General features: G+C 35.0%; 18 protein-coding genes. 10 read left to right on the forward strand and 8 right to left on the reverse strand.

The features are described from left to right. The first annotated feature begins 875 nt into the window (after positions 1 to 875). Complete coding sequence (locus tag ACTF48_RS06355; RefSeq protein ID WP_438962311.1) at positions 876 to 1,277, forward strand: helix-turn-helix domain-containing protein; 402 nt, start codon at positions 876 to 878, stop codon at positions 1,275 to 1,277. Between the two features lie 93 nt (positions 1,278 to 1,370). On the opposite strand, the gene ACTF48_RS06360 is transcribed toward ACTF48_RS06355, so the two are convergent. From ACTF48_RS06360 to ACTF48_RS06370, 3 genes are all read right to left on the reverse strand, one after another. Further along, positions 1,371 to 2,633 carry a type II toxin-antitoxin system HipA family toxin gene (locus ACTF48_RS06360; protein WP_438962312.1) on the reverse strand — a complete coding sequence of 421 codons (1,263 nt, stop codon included), beginning with the start codon at positions 2,631 to 2,633 and terminating at the stop codon, positions 1,371 to 1,373. A gap of 3 nt (positions 2,634 to 2,636) precedes the next feature. Beyond that, complete coding sequence (locus ACTF48_RS06365; protein ID WP_438962313.1) at positions 2,637 to 2,900, reverse strand: helix-turn-helix transcriptional regulator; 264 nt, start codon at positions 2,898 to 2,900, stop codon at positions 2,637 to 2,639. Positions 2,901 to 3,072: 172 nt separating this feature from the next. After that, positions 3,073 to 3,252: a hypothetical protein gene (locus tag ACTF48_RS06370; protein WP_438962314.1), complete on the reverse strand. Its 180-nt coding sequence runs from the start codon at positions 3,250 to 3,252 to the stop codon at positions 3,073 to 3,075. A 300-nt stretch (positions 3,253 to 3,552) separates the two neighbouring features. Here ACTF48_RS06370 and ACTF48_RS06375 point away from each other — a divergent pair, with 300 nt between their 5' ends. The 7 genes from ACTF48_RS06375 (at position 3,553) to ACTF48_RS06405 (ending at position 9,299) form a co-directional block, all read left to right on the forward strand. After that, positions 3,553 to 4,617, forward strand: coding sequence for a hypothetical protein (locus ACTF48_RS06375; RefSeq protein WP_438962315.1), 1,065 nt, complete (start codon positions 3,553 to 3,555; stop codon positions 4,615 to 4,617). Between the two features lie 392 nt (positions 4,618 to 5,009). Then, positions 5,010 to 5,426, forward strand: a complete 417-nt coding sequence (locus ACTF48_RS06380; RefSeq protein WP_438962316.1) for an HYC_CC_PP family protein — start codon at positions 5,010 to 5,012, stop codon at positions 5,424 to 5,426. Positions 5,427 to 5,508: 82 nt separating this feature from the next. Continuing rightward, on the forward strand, positions 5,509 to 6,273 hold the full coding sequence (locus tag ACTF48_RS06385) for a hypothetical protein (protein WP_438962317.1): 765 nt from the start codon (positions 5,509 to 5,511) through the stop codon (positions 6,271 to 6,273). 87 nt (positions 6,274 to 6,360) lie between these two features. Beyond that, positions 6,361 to 6,990, forward strand: a complete 630-nt coding sequence (locus tag ACTF48_RS06390; RefSeq protein WP_438962318.1) for a heavy-metal-associated domain-containing protein — start codon at positions 6,361 to 6,363, stop codon at positions 6,988 to 6,990. After that, a complete protein-coding gene (locus ACTF48_RS06395) occupies positions 6,990 to 7,874 on the forward strand; it encodes an NHL repeat-containing protein (protein ID WP_438962319.1) in 885 nt (294 codons plus the stop codon). The genes ACTF48_RS06390 and ACTF48_RS06395 overlap by 1 nt, the downstream gene beginning before the upstream one ends. After that, positions 7,861 to 8,580, forward strand: a complete 720-nt coding sequence (locus tag ACTF48_RS06400) for an acetolactate decarboxylase (RefSeq protein ID WP_438962320.1) — start codon at positions 7,861 to 7,863, stop codon at positions 8,578 to 8,580. Before ACTF48_RS06395 ends, ACTF48_RS06400 begins: the two co-directional genes overlap by 14 nt. Then, positions 8,580 to 9,299 (forward strand): heavy-metal-associated domain-containing protein, encoded by a 720-nt coding sequence (locus tag ACTF48_RS06405; protein WP_438962321.1) that lies wholly within the window; start codon positions 8,580 to 8,582, stop codon positions 9,297 to 9,299. The genes ACTF48_RS06400 and ACTF48_RS06405 overlap by 1 nt, the downstream gene beginning before the upstream one ends. A gap of 76 nt (positions 9,300 to 9,375) precedes the next feature. Here the strand turns inward: ACTF48_RS06405 and hppD are convergent, their stop codons facing one another. The 3 genes from hppD to ACTF48_RS06420 form a co-directional block, all read right to left on the reverse strand. Next, positions 9,376 to 10,539: a 4-hydroxyphenylpyruvate dioxygenase gene (hppD, locus tag ACTF48_RS06410; protein ID WP_438962322.1), complete on the reverse strand. Its 1,164-nt coding sequence runs from the start codon at positions 10,537 to 10,539 to the stop codon at positions 9,376 to 9,378. A 312-nt stretch (positions 10,540 to 10,851) separates the two neighbouring features. Next, positions 10,852 to 11,340, reverse strand: a complete 489-nt coding sequence (locus tag ACTF48_RS06415) for an OmpH family outer membrane protein (RefSeq protein ID WP_438962323.1) — start codon at positions 11,338 to 11,340, stop codon at positions 10,852 to 10,854. Positions 11,341 to 11,434: 94 nt separating this feature from the next. Next, on the reverse strand, positions 11,435 to 14,056 hold the full coding sequence (locus tag ACTF48_RS06420) for a T9SS type B sorting domain-containing protein (protein ID WP_438962324.1): 2,622 nt from the start codon (positions 14,054 to 14,056) through the stop codon (positions 11,435 to 11,437). Positions 14,057 to 14,233: 177 nt separating this feature from the next. Here ACTF48_RS06420 and ACTF48_RS06425 point away from each other — a divergent pair, with 177 nt between their 5' ends. Continuing rightward, the gene (locus ACTF48_RS06425) at positions 14,234 to 15,088 is read left to right on the forward strand and encodes a DUF6263 family protein (protein ID WP_438962325.1); all 855 of its coding nucleotides are present in this window, start codon (positions 14,234 to 14,236) and stop codon (positions 15,086 to 15,088) included. Positions 15,089 to 15,145: 57 nt separating this feature from the next. Here the strand turns inward: ACTF48_RS06425 and ACTF48_RS06430 are convergent, their stop codons facing one another. Beyond that, a complete protein-coding gene (locus tag ACTF48_RS06430; protein WP_438962326.1) occupies positions 15,146 to 16,495 on the reverse strand; it encodes a DEAD/DEAH box helicase in 1,350 nt (449 codons plus the stop codon). Between the two features lie 375 nt (positions 16,496 to 16,870). On the opposite strand from ACTF48_RS06430, the gene rlmF reads away from it, so the two are divergent. Then, complete coding sequence (gene rlmF, locus ACTF48_RS06435; RefSeq protein ID WP_438962327.1) at positions 16,871 to 17,728, forward strand: 23S rRNA (adenine(1618)-N(6))-methyltransferase RlmF; 858 nt, start codon at positions 16,871 to 16,873, stop codon at positions 17,726 to 17,728. A 108-nt stretch (positions 17,729 to 17,836) separates the two neighbouring features. On the opposite strand, the gene ACTF48_RS06440 is transcribed toward rlmF, so the two are convergent. Beyond that, positions 17,837 to 19,252 carry an MBL fold metallo-hydrolase gene (locus tag ACTF48_RS06440; RefSeq protein WP_438962328.1) on the reverse strand — a complete coding sequence of 472 codons (1,416 nt, stop codon included), beginning with the start codon at positions 19,250 to 19,252 and terminating at the stop codon, positions 17,837 to 17,839. Positions 19,253 to 19,264: the final 12 nt, after the last annotated feature.

The following is a 19,264-nucleotide window of genomic DNA, read 5'->3' on the forward strand; positions in this document are numbered from 1 at the left end:
TTCTAAGCTGAAGATGTTAATTGTGGTTATATACATTTATTTTTAACTTTTATACAACCTCATTAAACACATATAGATAACCTAAACGTCTATTTTTGAACTTGTACAAATTAACTAAAACTCAAATGGATTTTATAAAAATAATTTACCTAATAACTTCCATTCTTGGTCTTACCATTGTCTTTATTGTAAGTAACCGATATAAGAAAAATATCCACATAAACCTTTATATAATTTTAATCTTTATTTTAGTTTCCTTTCGATTTCTTGTCTACGGAATATTTGACTATTCTAATTTGCAAGCTTTTGTTAAGCAAATTAATATCTTTATTTTTATTAATGTATCACCACTGATTTATTTGTATTTTAAAAAATTATCTGACCCTAAGCCTTTTAATCTAAAAAATGACGCACCTCATATTTTAATGGCTTTTCTCTTATTTATTTTTATAAATTTTGGTCTACAATATTCTGACAATCCCTTTAGCTTGAGATTACGCTTCATCCTATTAATTTTTTACAATTTATTTTATCTTTTTATTTCTTTAAAACAGTTAAAAAGACATGTATGGCACAAAAAATTTAATATTGTAATTTTAAAAAAGCAAAACTCTTATATTAGAAAATGGACCTATATCCTCGTTCTTTTTTACATAATTGTTTTATTGACTTATATTTTTCAATTTCTTTTTCTTAAATTAAATTTATGGCATAATGAGTATAATCCAAAGTTTTTGTGGATTACAGCATTAATATGGATTATTTTATATTTGAAAATTCTTTATTCACCAGAGTTTTTATTTGGTTACGAATTGTTTTTAACGAAAATAAAATAATACAAAAAACAGTCTATTACATTTGAAAACATTTGGAATATGAATAATAATTCTTATATGATCAATGCTCAGGATGCTACCCTAAAAAAGAAAATTGAGATAGATATTGAAAATTATATCAGTAGAATTGAGGAACTTGCATTGAATAATCCATTTTACTTTAATGAATCATTCAAAATTAAAGATTTAGCATTAAAGATAAACACACCTAAAAGCCATGTTGTGTATGTTTTTAAATACCATTCTAAAATTAGTTTTAATGACTTTAAAAAAATAATTCGAATAAAAAATGCACTAAATTTAATTGCACACGGATATTTAAAAATTAATACCATAGAAGCCCTTGCGTCTGAAGTTGGCTTTCTATCCTATAGTGCTTTTTTCAAAAGTTTTAAATCTACCGTAGGAGTCTCACCAAAAGAATATAACGATAAAACATAAATTCTTTATTGTAAAGCTGTTTAAATGTGTAGCTGCATAAGGAAGCTGTACGCTTTTAATTGTTTATGGTTAAATGATGTTTATTTTACACTCTCATTTTAAAATTTGAAAATCATTATAAATACGACTTTTAATCTCTTGTTCTACAGCTAATTCACTTGCTATCTCCATCCATCTAGGTATTAGTTCTTGAACCTCTTTAATAATCCCTTTAGGGTTTTTAATCGCAAATTGCTCTGCAATGGTCAGGATATCTTTTAAAGTTATCTCTGTACGTTTATTATTAACAGATAGCGCTCTTGAAGCTTTTTTAAAAGTAAATAATGGGTTGAGTGCATAAGTTAAATCATAGGCTGGTGCTAAATTCCAAGAGTCATTTCCTTCATCATAAATAAAACTATGGTTCTTTAAGTGATCATCTACATTTTTAAAGATAATGTTAAACACCATACGCTTAAAAAGTTGCTGTAAATCCTTATGAGGCACTTTTAAGCCTAAAGCGACTTTGAACACATTCTCATAACTAGAATTTTCAGGTTGGCTTTTAAAATCCCATCCTGTTAATCCAGTTACGGTGAGGACATGTTGTTTTTCTCCGTGCTGCCGGTCATAACGCAGTGTAGCAAAATGTTTATCTTCTATTAATTTAGATGGCATCATATTGATACCAGCTTCTTGTGCAAGTAAGTAGTATACATATTCTACTTTTTCTTTATTGTAGCCATCACTATCGTCTAGATGCAGTTTTACGAGGTAGTGGTTATAGTCTTCACTTATTTCTCTATCACCAGCTATAATAACACCAGTCTCTTTGTGTTCTGAAATCAGTATTTTAGGTCTGGCACCACCTGCCGAAGTACCTATTTTAAATACGTTGAGTAGAGACATCTCGTCTAATGAAGCACCTGAAGTATTATCTTTAAGTTTAAGTACTTTTTCAAGAATTGTAATTACTTCATCCATATTGATAGTAGATGTTTCTGGTAACTCTTTTACAGGTTTGTACTCCATAGCTCCCATACCACGATCTGCCACATAAGCTAATTGTTCTAGTGGAGTCACTTTATGAATACCTCTTGCTGTTAACCATTCTTGAAAAATAATGTTTCCAAAGGTGTCTGGCAGTGAATCTGCAATCATAGGTGGTAGACCCTGAAAAGTGTCTTGCTGGTATTCTGTAAATACCTGTACGGGTTTAGTGCGTTTAAAGATAAACGGGAATAGGTTTTTGTATTTATTACTATCTAGATATATTGGGTTGTATTGAAAAAATGATTTCCTTTGATCTATATCATATCCTATCTTACCTATTTCAAGGCCAAACATAATAACATCTATATTCTTATCTCTCGCCATATCTTAGTATAATGAAATATCGTTTTGATCTGTACTTGCATTATCAATCTGTTTTGAAATAGATGATAACAAGCCAAAGTGATTGGCGATTTTTAAAATATTATCTAAGGTCGCATTTTTACCATTTTCAATGTTTTGAATGGTTGCTCTGGAGATATCAAGTATCTCTGCCAGCTCCTCGCGTGATAAATCATTAGATTTACGTAACCGTTTGCAAGCTTCGCCAATTTTCAGTTTCACCTCTTTTATTGTTAAAACATCAATCATAAACAACTATTATATTAGTCAAATATAGTATTTTAACCTATAAAAAACTAATATAACTGACTTTATATTATAGGTATGAGATGACATACTCACCTATTTTAAGAACTAAGGAACATAAACTTTGAGGTTTCTATCAGAATATTTATGATCTACAATCATATAAATATATAACCTAGTTAGTTTTTATCACCTCTAAAACTTCTCTTACTGTGTGCATGCTAACGTAGGATAAATCAAATACATCGGCAAAAGTGATGAGATAGTTTTTTAATTCATCATCTAACTCTTGCTCTAGGTTATAGCCTTCAGAATCATATAATTTATATGCTAATTCCCTACCGAATTCAGACAAGAATGCCTTGTAAGATTGAGGATCATTCTTGAGTTTTTAAAAAATCACCCTATGAACTCTAAAAGTCCGACTTCAGATTCTGGAGCACTATCTCCACTATCATAGCTCAACGCTGCAAGGAGATTAGTTAGGGTTTTAGGTTTTTTAAAAGGTTTTACTTCATCAAACGCAAATTGCCTTAACAGCTTTTTTTTAAGCCATAAATTTAAAGTATCTTCGTCACTATAAATTTTATTTATTAAGCTTTAAATCAAATCTTTAAAAACACCTACTTCTCTAGTAGTCTATTAAAATCAAATAATGAAAACGATACAATCCATTTTTATAGTATTAGGAATAGTAACCTTATTAGTCTCTTGTAATAATGAAGAGGACCTAACTGCGAGCCCTAGTGCTCAAGAAAGAATTACTGCAAACTCAGTAATAGCTGACCTCATGAGTAAAACCGCAAGTAATGATGGATCTTTTGATAACATTATAGATAATGCCAGTTGTCTAAGCATTCAACTACCTGTAACTGTTACGGTAAATGGCACCATACTTACCATTAACAATACTAATGGATACCAAGATATTGAAGATATCATTGATCTTTTTGATGATGATGTAGACTCCGTAATTATTTCCTATCCAGTAACTGTAATTCTTCCAGACTTTTCTACAGTAGTCGTTAATGATCATACAGAACTAGCCGCATTAAGTGCAAATTGCAGCGACGATAATGAATTAGATGACGACATAGAATGTATCGATTTTCAATACCCTATCACTGCATCCATTTTTAATGCAAATAATGATCTTATCAACACGATAACCATTAACAATGATAATGAAATGTATCAATTTATCGATGATATAGACGATTATGCAGCGGTTACTATCAACTTCCCGATTACAATCATTTTAGCCGATGGAACGATGCAAACCGTTAATAATATTCAAGAATTAGAAGACGAAATTGAACTAGCCGAAGATTCTTGTGATGAAGATGATGATAACGACTTTGACGATGATGATTGCGAGAATTGTACCACTTCAGACTTAGAAAACTTATTTGCAGATTGTAATGTATGGATGGTAGATGGTCTAGAAATTAATGATACAGATCTCGAAGACAATTATGACAATTATACATTTACATTTAATAACGATGGCACAATTACAGTGACAGATAATACTAATGTATTTAATGGGACTTGGACAGCTAATGGAACAGGCTCCAACATCATATTTACTATAAACATAACTGGACTTCCTGATTTTAATAACGCTTGGAACTTACATGAATTTGAAAGAGAGTCTGACGAAGCTGAAATAGAGTTTAGACTCGGTGATGACGAGCTTGAATTTGAAAGTGACTGCTAAAATCTAATTACACAAAACTAATTTTAAATAGCGGTCTCATGTTTAAAAGAGAGCTTTTCTACCACAAGTTTACCTGAACAGCTCTCATATTGATCACTTAGCGGTGTCCATAACTATGATTTGGTTTACTAGAGTGACATTCAAATCGTCACTATCGATATAAGTGTAATAATTGAGGAACTCACATGCTCACTTTTGAGAGGAATTAAATCAGTGGATCTAAGCAATTATATGGCCTCTAAGACATAGTTTAATCAAAAGCCAATTACTATAAAGTGATTGGCTTTTTTTTATGATCAGAGTATATAATACCTAATTAAATTTATAAAGTCTTAATAAATAGTATAACTCTCCTATCAACTATTTCAGAACATATTTTGTACCTTTACCACATGATTTTAAAAACGCTTAAAAGCTTTTTTGTGACATTGCTAGCCGCTGTGGTACTTACCTCAACGCTCTCATTTAGTGTTCACAAACATTTTTGTGGGCCGTTTTTAAAAGATGTTTCCATTATACTTCCTTCACATGGTTGTGGTATGGAAACTACTGGCATGGCTGATAATTGCGCTATTTCCCTAGAAAAAAAATGCTGTAACGACATTATAGAAGTCGTTCAAGGACAGGATGACTTAAAAATCACATGGCATAACTTCAGTTTAGAACAGCAGCAGTTTATTACACTTTTCACAAATACGTACTTCTTCACGATTACTGGCGATTATCGTGAAAAACACACTTTTATAGCCTACTCGCCACCTCTGGTCACTCGGGACATACCTGTATTGCACCAGTCTTTTCTTCTCTAGATAAAGTCGTTTTCTCACACTATTTGATTGAACAACATTTTATCTACAGCGCAACCATTGCGCTACTTCTATATTAAACACTATGAAACATATTATTATGGTGGTTTTTGTGGTTTTCGCTTTCGCGAAAGCGTATGCACAAGGTCCACCCATCACAGCAGATAAACCCATCATGCTAGGAGGCAATAGCTTCACCACTAAAACGCTTACAGAAATAAGAAACACAGAACGAGGAACCATAGCCTATATCCCGGTAATGCTGCATTACCTACCTACTAAGAACTCATTAGTAGCACTGCATCTTCCCTACACCACTTATGACTTAAGTGATGTGAGTGGCAGCGGACTTGCAGATGTAAAAATTATGGGAAAGTACCAGTTTTTCCGTAAGGATGGTACCGGTAAAACTTTCCGTATGGTGGCAAAAACACTACAAACCTTACCTACTGGAGATAAAATAGATGTTATGGACATTTCAACAGGTCTGTATTCTGGATATTATGGTGTCGTGGCTGGACTGGAAACACTCAAGTATGGAATATCTGGAGAAATAGGATATAACTCTATGCCTAACGGTACACTAGATGAATTTAGAGCAAAACTAGGTTTTGGGTTGCCCTTATTAAAACCACAATATCCTAATAAACAACTTAATCTTTATTTTGAATACAACAGTGTTTGGTTACATGAACGCGACTGGTATCAACTATTATATTCTCAAGGAGTCCAGTATGCACTCAAGAATATCACCTTTGATCTAGCAGTACAATTACCACTGGTACAAGAAATAGATGCAAATCGTGCTCTGAACTACTCCATATTTCTGGGAACACGATATACTTTTTAACGGTACAAGCATGGCACCGAAACAACACAATAAACCAGTATAAACAAAAATAACAGCGCATTTCCATGCGCTTAAAAACTAAAAACAATGAAACAAATAACTATAATTTTAAGCATAATAGTAGGGCTACTCACTTTTACAACAACATATGCGCAGACTAAAAAAGATAGAGACCAGTATGAAATACAAGTAGATGGACTAGGCTGTCCGTTTTGTGCATACGGATTAGAAAAAAAGTTTAAAGAATTTAAAGGAATTAAAGATATTGCTATAGACATAGAAACGGGAGATTTCTCTTTTACTTATCCAGCAAAACAGCCATTAACTATGGAAACTGTGCTTGCACAAGTAGTTAAGTCTGGTTACACGCCTAATGATTCAAAAATCACACGTTACGACGGCAGTATAGAGACAAATGAAAAAAGTGAAGAAATTGCTCTCCAAGATGTTACCTCAGCAAGACTGTACGTAAACGGTATGTGTGGAATGTGTAAAGCTCGTATAGAAAAAGCAACAACCGCTATAACTGGTGTGGCTAGTGCTGTATGGGATGTAGATACTAAAATGTTAAGCGTGAAATATGACCCTAATAAGACGAGTGAATCAGCTATTGAAAAAGCTGCCGCTCAAGTAGGTCACGATACTAAAGGAACACGTGCAACAGATGAAGCCTATGATAACCTGCACGCTTGCTGTAAATATAAAAGAGCACAATAATGAGAGTTTTAATAGTTATTCTGGCCGTTGCCGCAGCTCTTATTTCTTGTGAAGAAAAAACTGCCGTTCCACAGGAATGGCAGTTTGATAAAACCATAGCACTAGACGGTATCAACCCTATAGGGATTGCTATGGATGGTAATGATATATTTTTAAGTGATGGTGACCATAATCGTGTGGTTAAAGTAAGTGAAATTGGAGACATACTTATTGAAATAGATGGTTTTGAAAGACCTATGCATATCGATTTTGGAGCAGCAAATTTTCAAATAACAGATAAAGTAACTACTTCTATACTTAAAGAACGTGCTCTTTTTGTTCCTGAATATGGACGTGACTCCATTGCAGTGATGCGAGATAACAAAAGAGATTATCTTATAATAAACGACTCACTTGACGCACCTGCAGCAATAAGCGTGTATGAAAATGAAATCGCCATAGCCGATTTTTATAACAATCGTATTCTCTATAATAATGGAAAACAATGGATGAGTATAGGTACTGAAGGTAAAGAACTAGGACAACTCTACTACCCTACTGATGTACAGATCACCGAGGATAAAATATATGTGGCCGATGCTTATAATCATAGAGGGCAAGTGTTTGATAAGACAGGAAATGGTTTAGCTCTTATAGGAACAAATCAAAATATGAATGCTACAACTGGTATATTTGTAACTAAAACCGAAGTCTATCTAACTGATTTTGAAAACGGGAGAATCCTTGTTTTTGATATGAATTATGAGTTAAAACAAATTCTAGAAACCAGTATCGATAAACCTACAGATGTTTTTGTTAATGATAAAACACTTTACATAACAAACTATCGTAAAGGCGAACTGGTAAAATATAGTTTAAAAGAGATTAAAAATGAGAAATCATAACTTATACATACTACTTCTAGCCATCACGCTTATAAGCTGTGGTGAGAAGAACCCTATGAACTCCACCGTTAAACATCGTGGTGCTTTAATGAACCTAATGTCTGGGAATCTAGAGGCTACTGCTTCTCTAGATTCTCTAGAGACTTTACCTCATCTTTATGCACTAGGAGCGCTAGAACATCTAGAAGGAGAAATCCAGATTTTTGATGGAACATCTTATGTGAGTAAAACAGGTGCAGATCAACATGTAAACATAATGAGTGATTTTAACCATAAAGCTGCGCTACTGGTTTATGCACAGGTGGAGCAATGGAATAATGAAATTGCACTAGAATCATTTAACGATCATAAAAACTTAGAAAAGCAAATTAAAGATCATGCTATTCAAAAAGGTGTGGATATAACACAACCTTTTCCATTTTTAATCAAAGGAACCGTTTCCAATCTTAACTGGCACGTGATTCAGTGGCCAGCAGGAGATATGGTGCATAGCCATAAAAAGCATAGAGAATCTGGAGCGCATGGTGTACTTGAAAATGAAGAAGTTGAGATTTTAGGCTTTTATTCTGAAAAGCACAAAGCTGTTTTCACGCACCACACCACCTTTCTACACATGCATTTTAAAACAGAAAACAAGAGTATTATTGCTGGGCATGTAGATGGAGTCACTGGTGAGAATTTAACCCTTTATTTACCTCAATTATAATGCAACAAATTTATTCCATAAAAGGAATGACCTGTAACGGCTGCCGCGCTGACGTTGAGAACAGGCTGAATGATTTACAAGAGGTTCAAAAAGCTGTGGTCACCTTGGATCGTGAAGAAGCTGTTATCGAAGTGAGTTCTGATATAGCCTTAGAAAAGCTCCAGAATGCTCTTCCTGACAAGTACACAATTACGGAACACAAAAATGATTTTAAAAATTCCGCTTTCGCGAAAGCGGACTCTGTACCATCTAAACTTCAACAACTCAAACCTTTATTTTTAATACTGGGATACATCACTGTGACTACTGTTTTACTAAATTACAACAGGGAAAACTGGAACGAAGCAATGCTGGATTTTATGGGTATGTTTTATATCGTTTTTAGCTTTTTCAAGATGCTCGATTTGAAAGGGTTCCCTACTTCTTTTAGAATGTACGATCCCTTAGCTAAAATTCTCCCTGCTTATGGATGGGTATATCCTTTTATAGAAACCGCACTGGGATTACTATTTTTAATGCGATTACAAGTAGATATTGCATTAATAGCAACTTTAGTGATTCTAGGGGTTACCACTATAGGTGTTACTAAGACCTTACTGGATAAAAAATCGATCCAGTGCGCTTGTTTAGGAACTGCCTTAAAACTTCCCATGACCGAAGCGACATTTATAGAAAACGCGATTATGATAGTGATGGCTGTTTTTATGCTATTGAGTTAAATCTTAAAATGGTAGAAATCATAAAGCCCGAAATCATGAATGATTTCGGGCTTTATGATTAGTATTCAACAGGGAACTATAAGGTTCCTCTACGTGATTGCTGTCTTTCTATAGCTTCAAATAAGGCTTTAAAGTTACCTACTCCAAAGGATTGAGCTCCTTTGCGCTGGATCACTTCTATAAACATAGTAGGCCTGTCCAGAACATTATTAGTAAATAACTGCAGTAAATAACCTTCATCATCTCTATCTATGAGAATACCGTGCTTTTTAAGCAATTCAATATCCTCATCAATCTCTCCTACTCGTTCTAAGATATCATCATAATAAGTGTCTGGAACATAAAGGAATTCTACTCCACGTTCTCTCATAGCACTTACCGTGGCAACTATATCATCAGTAGCTACAGCGATATGTTGCACTCCAGGACCATTGTAGAAATCCAGGTATTCTTCAATTTGAGATTTTTTCTTTCCTTCGGCTGGCTCGTTGATAGGGAATTTTACTCTACCGTTACCGTTACTCATTACTTTACTCATGAGTGCGGTGTATTCTGTAGCGATATCATCATCTGCAAAGGAGATAATTTGAGCAAACCCCATAACTTCTCCATAGAACTTACACCATGTATTCATTTCATCCCAGCCCACATTTCCTACCATGTGATCTATAAACTTAAGCCCTACAGGTTCCGGATTATAATGTGATTCCCATTTCTCAAATCCTGGTAAAAAGACACCGTTATAATTTTTACGTTCTACAAAAATGTGAACCGTTTCTCCATAAGTGTAAATTCCAGAGCGCACTACTTCTCCATGCTCATCTTTTTCTACGGTAGGCTCCATATAGGGTTTTGCACCACGCTTAGTGGTTTCTTCAAAGGCACTTCTCGCATCTTCTACCCATAGTGCAACTACCTTTACACCATCTCCATGAACATTAATGTGCTCATTAAGATCGCCATCTTTTTGTAAAGGAGAAGTAAGTACTAGTTTAATTTTTCCTTGTTTCAATACATAAGAAACACGGTCTTTAAGGCCGGTTTCTAGACCTGCATAAGCAAAGGACTGAAATCCAAAAGCACTTTTATAATAGTGAGCAGCTTGCTTAGCATTTCCCACATAAAGTTCTACATAATCAGTTCCTAGTAATGGTAAAAAATCCTCGGCTTCACTAAATAGTTTTTTTAGGGAATACTCTGTATTTGCAAGGTTTTTTAAATCTTTAATTTCTTTAGACATAGTTGTATTAATTTGAATTTATTATAAAATATAAGTAATTGAAAAATCACATAAGGTTACCACATCGCTCTTATGTGAGAAGCTATTTTATAATATATAAATCTCATTGAACTCTTATTTATTACTGTTTAAAAAAGCATTTTAAACATCTTAGGTAAAGATACTGATTTGAATAGAAATGTAATAAAATATGAACTTCTTATGCCAAAAGGAATAATTAATTGTTGTTCTTGGTATAAACTACAATGCCTGAACTAGAAGGTATAAAAAAACCGCTCAAAGAGCGGTTTTAAACATGTATAAAGTGATTCCTTACAGTCCTAAATCTGCCTTTACAGCGTCAGTGATGTTTACAGAATCTTCAGCAAACAGAACAGAAGCTACAGAAACGATAAGTTTATATCCTTTCTCTTTTGCAACTTTAGCTATAGATGCATTAAGTTTATCATAGATAGGTTGCATTAACTCGCTTTGCTTTACTTTAAGCTTTAATTCTGCTCCTTGTTTTTCAGTATTTAAACTTCCTTCCAGTTGTTGCGCTTGTTTTACAAGTTCTTGTTTTTGTTCATCTGTAACACCAGGTGCTTGTGCCTGTGCTTGAAGGTCTTGAAAACGTGCATTTGCGTTATTCTCTGCTTTAGTAATATCTGCTTGAAGGTTTGCAGTATAATTTTTCAATTGGGTTTCAGCAGCGCTTACTTCTGGCATTTTAGATAATAAGAACTCAGCATCTACATATCCTGTCTGTGCAAATGAAAACGATGAGGCTACGATAGCTACTAGTAATAATATTTTTTTCATAATTGTTTTTTTAACGGTTCGCAATATAATTAAAAGGAACCCTATTTATTAATTGTTTAAGAAGTTTTCAATACTTGTGCCACTTTTAATGAAATTACCTTTTTACTGCAAAAAAACCACTCAACTCTTGGGGCGTTCCTTGGTACTGGTAACGCAATACATACCAGTAACTGCTAGATGGTAAAGGATTACCATTATAAGTCGCATCCCAGCCTATTCCATCTGCCGCCAGTTGTTTTAATAGCTTACCATGACGGTCAAAAATAAAAATACCGGTTACTATCACATCTGCACTATTAATCTCAATATTCCAGAAATCATGGAATCCATCGTTATTAGGCGTTACATAATCAGGTATTATAAATAAAGGTTCTTCTGGTTCTGGAACCACTATAATTACTTGTGGATCTATGGTTAATTCAAAGCTGATCTCATCTTCACAACCACTAGTATTATTATCATAAACATATAAGGTTACTGGATAAGAGGTAAAATCTGTAATATCTATGACATCACCAGTCACATAAGAAGTTCCTAGTCCACCAGGTTGAGTATAAAAAGCTTCATTTCCACTGAGATTTGTTCCTGCTATAGTAGGTAACATATAACTGCCTATGGCGTTTTGATTTGCGATAGGGTTTATCTCTGGAGTAGTGATAACGTTAATGGATATCACCTCAGTTGCTGTATTATTAACTGTTGCTCCACTATCTGTTGCTATACATTCATAGACAGTACTGGTTAAAGGAGTTAGAGTAAGAACATCACTTGTTCCTAGTACTACTGTCGTTCCTTGTTCACGCCATTCATAACTATAAGCTCCTTGAGCCATAGCAGGATTTACCGTAGCTGATAGCGTTACAGTCTCTCCAGCACAAAAGTTATCATTGCTAGAACTCAGAGTGAGAACCAGCATAGGAACATCTGTTATACCTAGAATAAAGCTTTCTTGATCGCTACAACTGCCGTTATCATCATAAATGTAGAGCGCAATGGGTAACACCGCAAAATCTGCCGTAGTCACAGTATCTCCAGGATTATACATAGTGCCTAAACCATTAGGTTGCGTGTAATATGCCTCGCCACCAGTTAATCCAGTACCGGTAATTGCAGGAAAAGTAAAACTACCGGTTACGTTTTGATTTCCTATTGCATTGATATCCAATACAGGCAATACATTAATATCAGTCATGTCAAATCCCATTCCTGTTCCATTCTCAACACCAGAATCATTTACGGTTACAGTTACTGTTGTAGTTAGATTTGCAGTAACCGTAATACTCGCCGTATTAGGATAAGAGGTTCCTTGAGAATCTGACCAGTTATAAGTATATGCGCCATAAGCTGTAACTGGAGCAGGTGTTGCTGTTAAAGTTACCATGTCTCCAGCACATACATCTTGAATTCCACCAGGAGTTATGGTTACCTGCGCATCTACAAACTCTATGTCAAACTGCTCTGTTAATTCACATCCATTTACATCTACACCATATACATAAATAGTAGCTGGATTAGTAGCAAACGATGCTGGAGTTAGCACATCACCGGTATTCCATGGCGTTCCCGTATAAGCTGGATTATCATAAAAAGCTGTATTTGCAGGAATGTTAGTTCCTGTAATCCCTGGTAAAGTATAAGTAGAATGAGCTATTACATTTGAAATAGGGTTCCAAACCGGTAGTGGATTTACAGTAACCGTTATCGTAGCCGTAGCAATATTATCAGGCGCTACACGACCACTATCTGTAATCGTACATTCATAAATCGTAGTACTTGAAATGTTGATAGGTAGTATGGCGCTAGTTCCTACTACACCAGCTTGCCCTTGAACACGCCATTCATAACTATAAACTCCTAGTGGAGTTAATGGATCAGCAGTAGTACTGAGAATGGTATTTGCATTTTCACAATACTCTGGTGTCGCGCTACCATTTGAATCTTCTATATCTAGAGAAATAGAACATATCACATCTGATGCCACCTCAGCAGCTCCAAAAATATCTGCATTAACTAAATTAGGACAGTTAGCTGTAGTTTGTGCGGTATTTACATTTACAAATCGGGTATCATTTCCACCTGTAGCAACTAGTTCAAAAGTAGGATTTACAGCACATGGATTAGCTGTGATTACAGTAACTACACCAAAAACATTATTAAATCCAGCTACAGAAGGAATAGTACCTACCAGGTTAGAATTACTAGGATTTGTAACGTCTATTTGCACGAGCTCATTAGAATCTGCGCTTAAGTATAAATTTCCATTAAAGTAAGTAAGATCTCCAGCACTTGGGAAATTAGTATTACCTATAAACGTAGCTGTCATAGCTGCTACATCAAGTCTAAAAAGAGCACCTGGAGCATTTGTATGAACACCTAACAGAATACCTGGACTTTCTTTTACAAGTGAATCTACTCTAAAGTTACCCGCAAAACCTATTACATTTAAGGTTCCTAATGAGTTTACTGAACCATTTACAAGATTAATTAAAAATAACTCATCATTACGTATTCCATATAGCGTATCATTAGTATCTCCTTGGGCGATATCAAATAAAGATGAGGAGTGCGTAGCGACTACTTGCGAGGTACAGTTTCCTAGATCTGCCAGTACTATGTCACCATTTGCTAGACATAAGTAGGATGTGTTTACAGATTGCGCTTTCGCGAAAGCGCATACCAAAAAACAGAACAAGCTTAAAATGAGAGTATTCTTCAAAAATATAGTGCATTAATTATAAGGAACAAAAATACCATCTTCTATACTTATCACTTTTGAGCAACGTTAGATTAACGTTAAATATGCAGAAAAGAAAAATTCCTACACTAAATTCGCTCCTTAAATCAACCATACACGAAAAAAAACATACTTTTTATTGCGGCTTTCATAAGCCTAGTGACTGCGGCACAACATGATATTGTTTACCATCTTGAAAAAGGTGGTGTATATCCACAAAACCAGGTGGTAACCAGTGAACAAGCCCAAGTAATTAATGGAATGCCACAGGATATGACTATGGTCATTTCCACTCAATCAGACTTTTTAGTGACTGATATTAAAGATGGTATTTATTACATAGATATCCAGGTTAAAAAGATGAGCAACGAGACTAAAACTTCTATGGGAAGTGATGTTATGTCATCTGATGGACCAGCATCTAACCCCATGAACGTGATGTTTAAAAACATGATTGAAGATCCTAATAAAATCACCATGGATCGATATGGTAAAATCTTAAGTTTTGATAACAGTGCACAGTTAGAAGGTCTTACTGAGGGAATGGAAATGCCTGAAATGCAATTACTTCAAATAGAAGCTGCCATGAAAAAAGAAATAGATGCTGAAAAACAAATCACAAGCTATGAGCAGTTAACCTCTATACTACCTAAAAAAGCAGTTAAAGAAGGTGATACATGGACACAAAACACCACCATTAACTCTATTGCTTCCTTTGAAACCTCTACAACTTATACTCTAGAAAGTGTAACTGCTGATTCTTATATCATAACAGCAGCGGCAGATATTAAGACTCCTCAAGGATCTACTACAGATTTTAGTGGCGTTCAAGCAGCCTACAACCTGGAAGGTCCTAGCAGTGCTACCTATATTATCAATCGTAATACAGGATGGATTACCAAAGCCACTATAGAACAAGAACTAGAAGGTGACATTACAGTCGCAAAGTCTGAAATGATGCCAGAAGAAATGAAAATGACTTTAAAAACTAAAACCCTTACTGTTATTGAGTAAACACAGTAATTACTCTTTAAAAAAGCCTTTTAAGATGAAGTTCTTAAAAGGCTTTTTTTATTTTTTCCTACGTCGGTTTGCGTTTTTATCTCCACGCGTTTTAGGTTTCTTATACTTTTTGGCAATTTCCCTACGATAACTACCTCCTTGATTTGTTTTTTGGTTCTTTTCTTTTTTCTCGTGAAAAGAAGCTCCACGTTCCTCTTCAATGACCTTATGCGGGTTAAATAACTCGCGCACCACGGGTTTCTCTTCAGGAGTTTTTTGTTTAGAGATTTCCACTTCTTCAGGAAAAGGAATTTCTGGAATTTTATAATCCATTAAAGCCTCAATCGCCTCTTTATCTTTTTGTTCTTTATCAGTATAGAAAAGTATGGTTTTACCTTTTTGCTCTGCACGACCACTACGACCTATGCGGTGCATATAGTTTTCTGGAAAGGATGGAACATCTATATTAATGACATGTGAGATCTTCTCGAGATCTAGTCCACGTGCCATCACATCTGTAGCTATTAAAATGCGGCGTTCTCCACTATCAAATAATTCAATGGAACGCAGTCTGTAGTTTTGTGTTTTATTAGAATGAATCACGGCAATCTCATCTCCATAACGCTCCAGCATGACTTCTTGCAGGCGATCTGCGCTCTTTTTATTACCTACAAAAACAAGTACTTTATGAAATTCCTCCTCATCAGTGAGCAAATCCATGAGTAAATTTGCCTTAGTATAGAAATTCTCAACGGGATAGCAGGTTTGTTGTATATTTTCTAATCGTGTTCCACTTACTGCTATGCTTACTTTTTCAGGATTGTAGAAATAAGATTTGATAAAATCCTCGATCTGATCAGTCATCGTAGCACTGAACATGATATTCTGGCGCTTATTAGGTAAATGGTCAAAGATATTAGTTAACTGAAATCTAAATCCTAAATCCAGCATCACATCTACCTCATCAATCACTACTTTTTTACAGTTTTTAAACCTTACCGTTTGTGCAACGACTAGATCGTATAACCTACCTGGTGTTGCGACCAGGACATCTACACCATCAGCAACTGCTTTCTTTTGAGTATTAATATTAGTTCCACCATACACGCCTAGAACTCTTACATTAATGTAAGCGGCATAAGATTCTATTTGTTCTACAACCTGAACCACCAGCTCACGAGTAGGAACCATGATAAGAATGCGTGGATCTAGCGTTTCAGCATATTTTAATTCATGAAGTAATGGTAACATGTAACCTAATGTTTTACCAGTACCAGTTTGAGCAATTCCTATCATATCTCTACCCGATAAGATTACGGGAAAGGCTTGCTCTTGAATAGGCGTCATGGTGGTAAAACCTAAATCGCTCAATCCATTACGCAATGGTGTCGATAGATTTAGTTCTTCAAAATACTTCATTCCAACTAATTTTTGCAAAGGTAGTCGAATTAAAATCTAATCTTTAACTTAAAGAGTTCCTAGATTGCTGATTTGCTATTTGATGACACAAATAGTTATTACCGATTGTCAATTATTAATTACCATTTCAACTCCTTGCATTGAGAGAAGGCTGGGATGGTTGTTTAACGTCGTTTCTTGAAGATTGCGCAATTTCTAAATCGCAAATTAAAATCACAAATCTTGAATTGCAATTTCCAAATCTGAAAATTGCCAGCTTGTATGTTACTTCTATAACCACCAGCTCACAGCTCATAGTACAAAACTCAAAGTCCCCAGCTCAAATACTCACAAACTCAACAACTAAAAACTAGAATACTACCCTATCTTTGTCCCATGCACGAAAATAATAAACACAAGCACGGTTACGATCTGGAATTACTATCAGAATCCTATCCTGAACTTAAATCTTATTTTATCACTAAGGAAGATGGTCTTATAAGTATAGATTTTACAAATCCGGCTGCTGTTCTCGCTCTCAATACTGCACTTCTTAAGCAACATTATGGAGTAAATAACTGGGAACTGCCAGAGGATTATTTGAGTCCGCCGGTGCCTAGTCGTGTGGACTACATCTTACACCTAGCCGATTTAGTAGGTGAGAAAAATGTTACTGGACTGGATATAGGAACAGGAGCAAATATGATTTATCCTATTCTGGGAACTGCTATTTTTAATTGGAAAATGGTAGGTACTGAGGTGGATGAGGATAGTTACGTTTTTGCAAAAGCGTTACAAGAAAAAATCACATTACCTAAATCCCGTAAAATTTCTAATATCAAACTGCGATTTCAAGATGACAAAGGCTCTATTCTTAAGAACATCATTAAACCGCAAGAGCTGTATGATTTCACGATGTGCAATCCACCATTTTATAGTAGCGAGGAAGAAGCTGTAAAAGCCAATGCTCGCAAGAATAAAAACCTAGGAAACACTGTTAATAAAAGGAATTTTGCTGGAAAATCTAACGAACTATGGTGTAACGGTGGTGAGGCTCTTTTTGTAAAAAGGCTCATTAAAGAAAGTGTCACATATAAATCACAAGTAGGCTGGTTTACTAGCTTGATTTCTCGCAAAGAAAACCTACCTAAACTAGAAAAACAACTCACTAAACTTAAAGCCACTTATCAAATTATCCCTATGAATAGCGGTAATAAGAAAACACGCTTTATCGCTTGGAAGTTTGAGAAGTAGATTCCTCCTGACTTGTTAATAGGGCTTCTTTCTCCTTATTATTTTTAAAGTTGTGACAGCCGGTACACACGCAGCTAGCGCATTTTGAAGTTTTATGATCTGTACTCATTATAATAAAGTATTAGGTTCTTGATATGCTGTAAGTGGTGCAATTGTATTTTGTAGTGCGTTAATTCCACCTACTAAATCTTGAACGTTTTTAATGTTGTTATTTTTTAAAATACTAGCAGCAATCATACTGCGGTAACCGCCTACACAGTAAAGTAAGTACTTGCCATTTTTATCTAAAGTCACAACGTCATCTTGTAATTTGTTCAACGGCATGTGAATGGCTCCTTGAATATACTGAGATTCAAACTCACTTTTTTTGCGTACATCTATGAGCTGTATGTCTTGTTCTTGTAATAGTTCTAAAAAAGATACTGGTTCTAGTCTTGTAGTTGTTCTTAAAGGCTTACCACTTTCTATCCAGGATTGAATGCCACCTTTTAAGAACCCTAAACAATTATCAAAACCTACTCGAGCTAAACGTGTTACTGCTTCTTCTTCAGTTCCTTTATTACAAACTAGGATAATAGCCTGATCTACTCTAGGAATCACTGTACCTACCCAACTTGCAAACGCTCCATCAAGACCTATGTTAAGACTACCTGGAATAGCGGCTGTTGCATAATCACTTGCGTTACGTGTGTCTAGAATCACGGCTTTATTCATTACCGCTGCAATTACAAATTCTCTTATTTCTAGCTCTGTAAGTGCTTTTTCCATAATCTTATGTAAATGAGCATAACCTTGCATGTTTAACATCACATTTTGTGGAAAGTAAGCAGGTGGCGGCGCCAGTCCCATAAGTACTTCTTTGATAAATTCCTCTTTGGACATGTCAGCCCTTAAGGCATAATTGTGCTCTTTTTGATTCCCTAAAGTATCTGTAGTTTGATGACTCATTTTTTTACCACAGGCACTACCAGCACCATGATTAGGGTAAATTATTAAATCATCAGAAAGCGGCATGATTTTATCTCGCAAGGAGTCATATAACATTCCTGCTAGTTTTTCTTGGGTTAAATCTGCTTGAACGTGTTGAGCTAGATCTGGTCGCCCTACATCTCCTATAAATAGTGTATCTCCTGTGATTAAACCTTGCTCCTTTCCATTTTCATCTATTAATAAAAAGCAAGTGCTTTCCATGGTATGTCCTGGAGTGTGTATCACTTTAATACGTGCATTTCCTAACTTAAAAACCTGTCCATCAGTAGCCGTAAGTGCATCAAAATAAGGTGCTGCAGTAGGTCCATAAATAATAGTCGCACCTGTTTTGAGTTTTAAATCTAGATGTCCACTCACAAAATCTGCATGGAAATGTGTCTCAAAAACGTATTTTATTTGAGCATTTGCAGCACTAGCCATATCTAAATAAGACTGTACTTCCCGCAATGGATCAAAAATCGCAACTTCTCCATCACTCTCTACATAATAAGCCGCATGTGCGAGACAATTTGTGTAAATCTGTTTAATTTCCATAGCTGTTAATGT

The sequence above is a fragment of the Nonlabens sp. genome, from assembly GCF_965660805.1.
Classification (GTDB): domain Bacteria; phylum Bacteroidota; class Bacteroidia; order Flavobacteriales; family Flavobacteriaceae; genus Nonlabens.